Origin of the sequence: Pedobacter sp. HMWF019 (genome assembly GCF_003061025.1) — a bacterium.
Lineage (GTDB): Bacteria > Bacteroidota > Bacteroidia > Sphingobacteriales > Sphingobacteriaceae > Pedobacter.
The window spans coordinates 1-11,711 of sequence record NZ_QAIL01000344.1 but is presented as its reverse complement, the minus strand read 5'-3'; the positions used below and the strand labels follow the sequence as shown (position 1 = coordinate 11,711).

Genomic DNA, 11,711 nt, shown 5'->3' with positions numbered 1-11,711 from the left:
TCTTAGACGTGATGCTTTTCTTGTTAAATATCTTGTCATACTGGACTTTCCTCTATTTTATAAATCCAGAAAAAAAATATTTAGAATTGAAAGTTGTATCCTCGCTCACCCTAATTTTTTATGTTTTGCAGTTTATTTATTTTTATCAGGGTTATTTCTTTGATATATAATTAATTGCTACTCGATTCCCGTCGAGATCACTTACTTTGCCTGTGGTTATAAAACCCAGTCGAATATTAATTTCCCTCTTTTGAGATAACTAGATTTCATTATCTTGTGGTATGCTCAAAATGATGAAATTTATCTACGCGATCTTTTTAATCTTTATCGCTGTTTGTACCTCTCGTGCACAGGAAAATATATTTAGTATTAAGGAAGTTGTTGATTCGACAATGAAAAAAAAGTCTCCGGAGGACTTTAATAAAGCATACCCCGCTTTCTTTGAGGACAATGACTATGTCGTCAGGAAAACATGCAGTGGCGAATGGGGAGGATCTATTATATTCAAGAATAAGAAAACTGGAATTGAGTATTGCTGCAGTTCGACCTGTCCTGTTGTGGTAAACAAGCTATTCGGTAAATATATCGTGACGAATACATTAGCACATCTGAGTGGATCCTCAGAGATTATTGAAATAGAAAATCCTAGTTCAATGAGCCCCTTTCAACTTAGTAAACCTCGTAAAGTAAAGGGAAAAAAAATTCGTTATGTTGGTGATGACGAATCTAAATCTGTATTAGGGACACGCAAGCTAGTAGACAGCATTGGCGTCTTGACACTTGCGAGCTTTTTATATAAAGAAGAACTATTTCATATCATAACAGATTTCCACAAAACATTCTTGGCTAAAATTCAAAATGGAAAATTTGTAACTATGAATAAGATCTCCGACAAAAGTATCTGGACATATAATCCCGCGGTTATTAAGACAGTAGATGATCGAAACCTTGTTTTCTTTGAGAATGAAGAAGTGAATGGCTATCTTGAAATATTTGGCAACGAAATAACTTTAATAAGATACAAATAAACGAATGGTTATGTTCCAGATCCAGATAAGCCAAGGAATGTTATATTGATATCTAAAAAAATATGAAAGGAGATCGGTTATATCAATTGCCTGAAGAAATTGTTAAGGCAATCTATCGTGGAGATTCAGATCAAGTTCAGCGATGGCAAACAAAAGACAATATAAACGCAGTAGATAAATATAACCGTAGTGCTATCTTTCATGCTATATTGATTAAATCAAAAGAAGTTGTTGTAATGTTATTAAAGGAATTACCGGATTTAAATTTTAAAGATAATAAAGGTTGGTATCCTTTGCATTATACAGCTCAGGAGGATTTACCCGAGATCGCCGATCTATTGATTCAAGCAGGGGCAGACTTAGAAGTAAAAGATGATTATGGAAACACGCCGCTTTGGAGGGCTACATTTTCTTCTAAGGGTAGAGGTGAGATGATACAACTTCTACTTGCAAAAAATGCAGATCCTAACAATAAGAATGATAGTGGGATCAGCCCTTTAGAATTGGCAGATACTATTGCGAATTATGATATTAAGCAGTTTTTCTAATAGTCATATGGATTTTTACGGCTAGATAGTAGCACCGTCTTAATTAATGATGAATATAGGATTGAAAAGAGAATATAGGAGATCAAAATTGATTAATATTTTAGTCTTGATGATACTTCAAATTTCTCACAGCCCTTCTGGTCATTCCAGAAGGGCTGTTTCGTTTTTACCAAATAAAACCAGTTACCAACTGGCAGCCTATCACGCAAGGCAACAAATTCCCCCTTTCAAATAGCTTTTAAAAGCACTCAAACCCCATTTAAAAAAGTTATCAACATTTTCTTTAGTGCAATCCCATCGCACTGAGTTTGTTTTACTTAGCATCTTAAAACCAAACAAGATGTCAAAAAGAAAGATACTCAGCGCTTTATTATTAGTGTTTACCATTGGAGCAGCAAAAGCTCAAGATGCTAATATTTTAATTGGCCTAAATGGGCCAAGTTATGGAGTTAAAATTAAAAACAACTTTCCCGGAGAAACACGAGGCTTTGCGAGAGCTTTTATGCTGAGTAATCAGGATGCTTCCGCAGATTTTTTTGGATTTGGAGTAAATGGAATGGTTACAAATGGCATCAGTACGCCTACCTACGGCTATATAGGGCAGAATTATACTACTCCTATGATGAGCTTTCTGCCAAATGGAAATGTCGGAATCGGAACTATAACACCGAATTATAGTCTGGACGTAAGCGGGAAATTATTCGTTAGAGGAAGCGGTGCTTATTATAATAATCCTGGAGAAGCAGAACTTCAAATTGGTTATGGAATAGCCCCTGCAGGTACGCCGGGAACGGTATCCCGATTGTCGATACAGCCCTATGGTCATTTGGGTGGACCATGGAAATTCAATGCCAGAGATGATGCCAGTAGTGCGTATTTAGATATTAGTTATGGGATTTTAAATGCCCTTACCATTCATCATGAGGGTAATGTAGGTATTGGAACAAAGACACCGAAAGAAAAACTCTCCGTAAACGGCAAGATCCGGGCACAGGAGATCAAAGTTGAAACAGCCAATTGGCCAGACTATGTCTTTAAAAAAGACTATCAACTTCCAACTCTGGAAGAAACAGAAAGCCAGATCAACCTAAATGGTCACTTACCAGGAATTCCTTCTGCGGCAGAAGTGAAAGCTGAGGGCATTGAAGTCGGAGACATGAATGCCAAATTGCTTAAAAAAATCGAAGAGTTAACACTCCATCTGATTCTTAAAGACAAAGAAATAGCCAAAGAAAGATCCATCAATAAAGATCAGGAAGAGAGACTCTCCAAGCTAGAATCCATCATTACCAAAAGAAAATAACAGGAAATCATCATGATTTTCCAAACCACACTGTGGAACGAACAAATCTGATAACCCAATCACAAAAACAAACTATAAACTATGAGAAAAATTATTCTAACCCTCATTCTTCTATTCTGCCTAACTAAGAATTACGCACAGAATTATGACCACGTTTTAAACTATTCTTTAAATGGAACACCTACATATGGAGTAAAGATAAAAACAAACATGCCCTTTACACCAGCTTCTCAAATGCCAACCATTCATATCCAAGGATATAATTACAATAGTAATGATCCTATTGATCTGCTTCTTACCTATTACACTTATAGTGACCCGGCGGATTTTAATAATCCTGCAAAATACTTCTTTAGACTTCCTATGCTAAGCTCCTCAGGAGCGTATACTCCAACAATTCAATTGGCTAATGAAGGAGGTAAGGTCATTATATATATCAATGACCGGGTTTATTTTCAACGATTTACGGTCAGTGCCTTTTCTATGGGTTTGAGCGAAGCCAGTACCTGGTTCCAGGGATGGACCGCTGTCGATGAGCCCTTAACTGGAACCGCCGTTGTCGAAGTTCCCTACCGTAACCGTTTTAAAGGAGATGTTGTTTTAGCCGGAAACGGCATTTGGAATAGCCAGGGTAATGTTGGAATTGGCACATTAACGCCAAAAGAAAAATTGTCTGTAAATGGCAAGATCAGAGCTCAGGAACTTAAGGTAGAAACAGCGAACTGGCCAGACTATGTCTTTGAGAAAGACTATCAACTTCCAACCCTGGAACAAACAGAAAAGCACATACAAGAAAAAGGTCATTTACCAGGAATCCCTTCTGCAGCAGAAGTAAAAGCTGAGGGTATTGAAGTCGGAGACATGAATGCCAAGCTCCTTAAGAAAATCGAAGAGTTGACATTGTACCTCATTGAACTTAAAAAAGAGAACAATCAACTAAATAAAAGGCTAACACAGGTCGAACAGCAAAAATAAGATCCGATAGGATGCCTTTTAGCATACAATCAAGTTTAAACTAAACTTTAATAAAATGAGAAATATCACGATTATCTTTTTACTAATCATTGCTGGAGTAATAAAAAGCTACAGCCAATCTACTTACATAACTGTGCCCGATACCCGTGCAGTTAATGACTCCGTTGGCACGTTTAAAAGAAAACTTACCTATGAATTTAAGGCAAGGGCAACTGTGGGAGTACCCGGAACAGGTAATTTTTCAGGGATGCTAACGATGGCACCATGGAGCGATAATAGTGGGGGAAAGGTGCATCAAATGAATTTCAATGATGGAGGTATATTCTATAGAACTGGATCATACCTTACAAATCAATGGGATACATGGAGAAAGTTTATTGTAGAAGATGCGAACGGAAATGTTAGCATAGGAACTACAGATCCTAAGGGCTATAAGCTTGCCGTTGCCGGAAATATGATCGCAGAATCTATGAAGGTTAAACTACAAGGAACCTGGCCAGACTATGTCTTTAAAAAAGACTATGAACTTCCAACACTGGAGCAAACAGAAAAGCATATCAAAGAGAAAGGTCATTTACCCGGAATTCCTTCCGAAGCTGAAGTGAAAGCTGAAGGAATTGAAGTCGGAGATATGAATGCCAAACTGCTCAAGAAAATCGAAGAGCTGACTTTGTACCTCATTGAGCTCAAAAAAGAGGTAAAGGAACTAAAAACTGATAATCAAAAACTGAAGGGACTGATTCTTAGAGAAGAAGAGGGTTATAAATAGCATTGGATATTGAGTTATATGAGCGTTTGTCCAGTGCAAACTGATCGAACCGAGTTTTCTTTATTTCTCACCACAAATAATATGATTATGAAAAAAAAATGTCTGCAATTAATGATTTGTTTATTCCCGTTTTTAGCTTTCGGGCAACAAAATTTAATGCCTAATGTTATCCCTCCAGCCCCAAATGCGGCTAACATGGGTAAATTTATAGAAACCCCTGTAAGTACCTATACAGGCTTACCGGAAATAGGGGTGCCAATATGGACTGTAGAAGCAGGGGGTTATAAGCTGCCAATCTCTGTAAACTATCATTCAGGTGGAATTAAACTTGCTGAAATAGCGTCCTGGGTGGGCCTTGGCTGGAATTTAAATGCGGGGGGGATGATAACAAGAAGCGCCGTGGGCCCTCCCGATGAAACCTTAAACTATGGGTATTTAGATTTTAAAAAAGGACATAGCAGATTTGATGATAGTGATATATCTTTTGCTAATGGTGCTGCTGTGGGGAATTTCGACACCCAGCCCGATATATTCTATTATAACTTTGGAAATTATTCCGGTCGTTTTGTATTTAATGACCAAGGGGATGTTGTTACAACACCCGAAAAGAAAATAAAGATAAAAAGAGGGAACAGGGCTACGTTTAATTTCAACGATCTGGGTAGTGGGATTGGTTTATCGGCCCCAAGTATAGCTGATTGGGAAATAACAACAGAAGACGGTATTAAATATACTTTTAGCGCTTGCGAAAGAACTGAATCATTAAGTCTAATACTTGATGACCCCAATGCAAGCCCCCCTGGGCAGCAGAATTATGTTAGTAGCTGGTATTTAACTTCCATAACTTTACTAAACGGAAGTACAATCAGTTTTACTTATAGTGACTATATCTACAATTACGATCTGTCTTTATCAAAAGAGAAATATACTGCCATTCCTGGCGTGCCCTCTGGATCCCATGCAAGCCCTACTACTTCAAGCAGACAATATATTGGCGGTAAACGCTTATCGACAATAGAATATGCTGGTGGAAAAGTTCGTTTTATACCAACTGCAGCAAGCAGGGCTGATTTAATAGGTGACTATGCCTTGGATAAAATCGTTGTAGAAAATACCGCAGGTCAGGTGATCAAACAATGGCAGTTTCAATATCAATACCTAATTGGAAATACGTTAGTACCACCCAATCAGGTGTCAGTGGACAATTCCGAAAAGAATTGGTATATAGAAAAAGTGTCTTACCATTATGCACCCGCTTTTTCAAGGCGGCTGATGTTAACAAAAATTGTTGAACAGGACAAGAACGGACAAGGGATTAACAATGGATATGGGTTTGATTACCACCATGATCTAGGCCTGGCTAACCGGTGTTTTCCTTTAATGGACCACTGGGGTTATGCCAATCAGCCTGAAGCAATTGGGCCCCAGGATGTAAAGATTATTGCCGTAAAAGATTCGCAAACCAGTCAACTGAGCTATGTGGTTGACGGTAAGGCTCCTGTTATAAATTACGCAAAGCAGGGAACTTTAAACATGGTTACCTATCCCACAGGTGGAACAGCCAGGTATGAATATGAGGCTAATGAATGTAATTTTAATATCCCAGGGATGAACCTTGCTGTAAGCCATCAGGATGCCGTAGCCTTGTCTATATCCCATTCTTCATATAACCATTTCGATTATGATCATGACTATGTTACCCGTACCTGGAAAAATCAAACCAACAAACATTTTTATGTAGACTTTAGTGTGAATACCCTACCAGGGCAGAATATCAACACAACGGTCAAAATTCAAAATATGCCTTATACTGTAGAAGAGACAATTGGCTATTATATTGTAAATGTTAATGATGATAATCCCCAACATGCTTTGTGGCTAGGTGTACATGATGGATCGTATCCGATTAGTTTGCCAAATGGCAATTATCGTTTATATACTTATGTGTCTAACTCATTACTCCAACATCCTGAATCGCCCAGTTATACGATTTTGTATAGCGCATATATAACGGGTTGGGACATTGTATATGACAATCGGATATCGCCAAATACCTATCCTTCCGGCGGGCTGCGTGTAAAGCAAACCACCTTAAAAGATTTGAATAGCACTTTGATCAATAAATACACCTATAAAAATGTGGACGGAGAGAGTTCAGGCTATGCCGTTTCGTTTCCTTCGTATTTCTATTATTATGGTGAGCAAGATCAATCGGGAGGAGGGTCTGGAGATCTCTTTTATTTAGTATTTTCAAGTAGCTCCTGTTATCCGCTATCGACTACCCAGGGAGTATATGCGGGTTATAATTTTGTTACCCGGCAGCAAACTGATACCTTGGGAAATGCATTAGGTAAAACAGAATATAGCTATAGTAGTCCTAAAAGTGATCCTGATCTTTACCCTACAACGCCTTATGGTCTTGATTTTTATACAAGTCGGAATACTGTTCTTGGATCTGGAGGCTTTGGGCAACCAAGATCATTTCCATATGGTGGTACCTATATACAAACAATAGAAAATGCTGGTTTAACAACGAACAAAATGCCTTTTGCGCCTACTGATAACCGAGATTGGCTTCGTGGGGTTTTAATTTCTCAAATAGACTATAAGGTGCAAAATGGTAATTATTACCCAGTAAAAAAGCTGTCAAATTACTACAGCAAAATATTTAATACTCCAGTAAAAGGGCATAAGTATAAAATTTATTATCCTCAGGGGCCAGGTGTAAGTGTTGGTATAGTTCATAACGAGTATAGTATTTCTTCTGGTCACAGGCAACTGGATAGCACCTTAATAGAAGATTTTTCGTCGCCCCAGGTAATTAAAAGCCTGGAGAAATTCGAGTATAATGCAAGTAATTTACTGCCTTCTAAAACCTCAGTTCAATTGAGCGATAGTAGTGTAAAGAAAGTCATCAATCGTTATCCGCAAGACATGGTTAGTTTATCCAGGGACCCTAATGGGACCTATCAGCAGATGATAGCCGATAATATTATTACGCCGATTATAGAAGAAGTTCGGTATAAATCTAACGGTGTCACCGATTCTCAAATCAGTTTAATGAGAACGAATTACAATAAATATTATAGTCATCTTTATTTACCCGGAACCATCGAAATACAAAGCAGTGCCTTAAATCCAGTCGAAACCAGGTTGCGCTATTATGCTTATGATAGTCAGGGTAATCCTCAGTCTGTAAGCCTGGAAAATGGCGTAAAGGTATGTTATGTATGGAGTTATAATGGACAATATCCAATAGCAGAAATAAAGAATGCAGATTATAGTTCTGTAGTTTCAGCATTGGGAGGTGAAGCCGCTGTAGCCACGTTCAGTGCAAAGCCTAGTCCTATAACGACCGAGGTTAATAGCTTTCTTGCTAATCTTCGTACCTCGCTTCCAAATGCACAAGTTACCACTTTTATGTATGAGCCACTAGTCGGACTGGTTAGCCAGACCGATGCCAAAGGCCAGACCACGTATTATGAATACGATGAATTCCAGCGGCTGAAGAACGTGAAGGACCAGAACGGAAACATCCTGAAAAACAACGTCTATCACTATAAACCTTAACCAGCGCTCCATATGAAAATAAAATCAAACTTGGCAAAGCGGATCAGATATTCCTTTGCCGCCCTGGCAGCCTTACTTTTACCCGCCTTCACTGTTCATGCCCAACAGGAGCAGGATAGAGAAGTATCCATATATAACAATGAAGCAGAAATCACTGCTCGCGGTAGTGTTACTTTAAAGCCTGGCTTCTATATCCCGTCGGGAAAAACGGTACGGATCTACACCACCGGACTGAGTTTTGAAAAATGTATTGCGGCCATCAATACCTTAAATACGGTAAGTGCCAACCAGAATTACATCCTAACCAAGACATTTAAAAAGAAAGGAATTCTCACGGATGGTGATACCCAGCAAAACCTCAGCACTTGTGAGGTTAACCAAACCGTCCAATATATCGATGGTTTAGGCAGGCCGATGCAATCGGTAACGGTGCAGGGAAGTCCAGGTTTCCGGGATATGGTACAACCCATAGCTTATGATGCTTTCGGAAGAGAAGCTGTGAAATACCAGCCTTATGCTGCGGTGAGTAATGGTGGTGCTTACCGCGCCGATGCTTTAACAACTGGTGCAGGCCAGGCTGCTTTTTACGCCAGTACGGCGGGAATCAAAACCACAACCAAACCTTTCTCGGTCACCGTCTTTGAAGCCAGCCCTTTAAACCGGGTGGAGCAGCAGGGTGCGCCTGGAGATGCCTGGCAGCCAGGTACTAGCCGCACGACTACTGCAGGCAGAACCGTGGCGAGTGAATATGGTACCAACGTTGCCGCAGAACCAGTCAAACTGTGGACAGTAACCTCCTCAGGTGCTTCTTCAACAGGTGCCTATACCAATGGGAAACTGTATAAAACCAAGATCAAAGACGAAAACTGGGTGAGTGGAAACGGAGGCACTGCGGATGAATACAAAGACTTTGAAGATCATGTGGTACTCAAAAGAGTATGGGAAACAGATACCAAAAGTCTTTCTACTTATTATGTGTATGATGACCTGGGCAATCTGCGCTATGTATTGCCTCCGGCCGTGAATGAAAACGGATCCAACATCAACAGTTTTACAGAAAGTGATGCGGTTTTTAAGAACTTCATTTATGGTTACCATTATGATGGCCGCAAGCGCTTAATAGAAAAACAGATTCCCGGGAAAGGCTGGGAATATATGGTCTATAATACACTTGACCAGGTAGTATTGAGCCAGGACTCCCTGCAAAGGGGATTGGGCAAATGGAACTACAGCAAGTATGATGCTTTTGGCAGGGTGATCACTACCGGTTTATATACCCGCACCCTGGCCAGACTAGCGATGCAAACGGAAGTAAGCACAGATGGGCTAAGCAACAGCCTTTGGGAAAGCAGAACGGATGCTCCAAACTCAGATTATACCAATGTCGCTTTTCCAAGAACAGCTACAGAGGCCCTGGTCATCAATTACTATGACAACTATTCTTTTGCAGGGAACAGCTTTAACGGACCTACCGGAGACCAAATGCCTGCTGCCCGTACCAAGACCTTGCTCACCGGAACCAAGGTAAATACCCTTGGAACGGCAACGATGCTTTTAACGGTCAATTACTACGATGATGAGGGACGGGTGATCCAAAGTAAAAGCCAAAACCATGTAAATGGTACCGATGTGGTGGACAATACCTATGATTTCATCGGACAGCTGAAAGCCAGCAAACGCACCCACGTTGGAAATGGAGCCACCACCACTATAACTACCCGCTATGATTTGGACCATATGGGCAGAAAACTGGCCACCTGGGAGTCGATCAATGGTGCCCCAGAGATTGCCCTGAACAGGATGTCCTACAATGAACTAGGGCAAGTAATCAAGAAATCAGTCCATAGCAGTGATACCACCAATTTCCTTCAATCAGGTACCTATGCCTACAATGAAAGAGGCTGGGCAAAGACTTACACCTCCCCACAGTTCAGCTATGATTTGAAATACCAGGATGGGACTACAGCCCAGTTTAATGGAAACATCGCCAATCAAAGCTGGGGCGCTAATGGAAGTAATCCCAATACCTTTACCTATGGTTATGATAAGCTGAACAGGTTACTCAGCGGAACCAGTACAGGTATAGCGATGAGTGAAGTGCTGACCTATGATGTGATGGGTAACATTGCCAGTTTAAACAGAAACGGAACCTTAGGCACTTATGCCTATACAGGGAATAAGTTGAACCAGGTGACTGGTGGACTGGCCACAGGACTTTACACTTATGACGCCAATGGAAATGCCAAAATAGATGGGAGGACAGGCGTAACCTTAACCTATAACCAGTTGAATTTACCAGCTACAGTAACTAAGACGGGTTTAACCATGGCGTATACCTATGATGCCACTGGTGCTAAGCTGAGAAAAGTAAGCAATGGAGTAACTCGGGATTATGTTGATGGAATAGAGTATGATGGAGCTAATATCGATATTATTCATACAGAAGAAGGCCTAGCCAGAAGAAGTGGAACTACCTACAGTTATGAGTATAATCTGACGGACAATTTGGGTAATGTACGGTTGAGTTTCTATAAGAACCCGAGTGCTGCACTGGAAGTTTTACAGCAGACCAATTATTATCCATTTGGAAAAACCTTGGTTGCAAAAGCTGGAACGAACAAGTATCTTTATAACGGCAAGGAGTTGCAAGAAGAGCTGGGACAGCTTGATTACGGGGCAAGGTTTTATGATCCGGAGATAGGAAGGTGGAATGCGGTGGATCCGATGGCTGAGAAAGGTAGAAGATTATCAACTTATGGATATGGATTTAACGATCCTATACGATTTACGGATCCGGATGGGATGTGGCCGGAGGATTCTGGTGATGATGACATGACTGCGCTACAACTCGGAATGGCAATGGGGGGGGCAATTAGAGATGGTATACATGGTATAAGAACGCTTGTCGCCGCTGCGGGTGATATTGTTGGGGTTAATAAAGCCGATCCTGGTATGAAATGGCAATCTGTAGATAAAGAAGGTGGCATTTTAGGATTTGGTATGGCACAGGTCCCTAGTGAAGGTGGGTTAAAAGATGCTCTGGGTCATTTGGGAGATGGAGCAAATGCTTTAGCTTTTACTGGTTCCCTTGCAAAAGGTACAACCAGTACATTATTTGCTAAAACTGGACAGGAAGGCCGAATTGCAAGTGAGGGAATAAAAGCAGCCGAAGGGACATTAGTAAGATTTGGTAGTGGACCCGAAAGTATGCTAAAATTATCTGCGGATGCTGCAAAAGCCGAGGCTGCTGGGTTTCCACACGGGGTCTCTACAAAGTTAGTGAAGAAAGTAAGTGGTTCAGACTTAGTTCACAAAACGGCTAAAAAATCAGACGTTGAAAAGATATTTAAGGTAGAACAAACAGGTAATAAGAGCTCACACCATACTGTACATTTACCTAAACCTGTGACACAACAAGTGACAGATTGGTTTAATAATTTATTCAAATAATCTATGAAGTTCAAAGAAATTATAATTTATAATTGGTACGATAATATTATTTCTGCTTTCTGTACAAA

General features: G+C 40.2%; 7 protein-coding genes. All 7 read left to right on the top strand.

Annotation, left to right across the window (positions count from 1 at the left end):
• Nucleotides 1-290: 290 nt before the first annotated feature.
• The 7 genes from DBR11_RS19105 to DBR11_RS19075 all read left to right on the top strand — a co-directional run bounded on the left by DBR11_RS19105 (nucleotide 291) and on the right by DBR11_RS19075 (nucleotide 11,643).
• A complete protein-coding gene (locus DBR11_RS19105; RefSeq protein WP_146186586.1) occupies nucleotides 291-1,028 on the top strand; it encodes a hypothetical protein in 738 nt (245 codons plus the stop codon).
• A 62-nt stretch (nucleotides 1,029-1,090) separates the two neighbouring features.
• Nucleotides 1,091-1,576 (top strand): ankyrin repeat domain-containing protein, encoded by a 486-nt coding sequence (locus tag DBR11_RS19100; RefSeq protein WP_108554227.1) that lies wholly within the window; start codon nucleotides 1,091-1,093, stop codon nucleotides 1,574-1,576.
• A gap of 340 nt (nucleotides 1,577-1,916) precedes the next feature.
• Nucleotides 1,917-2,879 carry a tail fiber protein gene (locus DBR11_RS19095; RefSeq protein WP_108554226.1) on the top strand — a complete coding sequence of 321 codons (963 nt, stop codon included), beginning with the start codon at nucleotides 1,917-1,919 and terminating at the stop codon, nucleotides 2,877-2,879.
• An 81-nt stretch (nucleotides 2,880-2,960) separates the two neighbouring features.
• Nucleotides 2,961-3,854, top strand: coding sequence for a hypothetical protein (locus DBR11_RS19090; RefSeq protein ID WP_108554225.1), 894 nt, complete (start codon nucleotides 2,961-2,963; stop codon nucleotides 3,852-3,854).
• A gap of 55 nt (nucleotides 3,855-3,909) precedes the next feature.
• Nucleotides 3,910-4,623, top strand: coding sequence for a hypothetical protein (locus DBR11_RS19085; protein WP_199233888.1), 714 nt, complete (start codon nucleotides 3,910-3,912; stop codon nucleotides 4,621-4,623).
• A gap of 195 nt (nucleotides 4,624-4,818) precedes the next feature.
• Nucleotides 4,819-8,193 carry a hypothetical protein gene (locus DBR11_RS19080; protein WP_146186585.1) on the top strand — a complete coding sequence of 1,125 codons (3,375 nt, stop codon included), beginning with the start codon at nucleotides 4,819-4,821 and terminating at the stop codon, nucleotides 8,191-8,193.
• A gap of 12 nt (nucleotides 8,194-8,205) precedes the next feature.
• On the top strand, nucleotides 8,206-11,643 hold the full coding sequence (locus DBR11_RS19075; RefSeq protein WP_108554223.1) for a DUF6443 domain-containing protein: 3,438 nt from the start codon (nucleotides 8,206-8,208) through the stop codon (nucleotides 11,641-11,643).
• Nucleotides 11,644-11,711 lie beyond the last annotated feature (68 nt).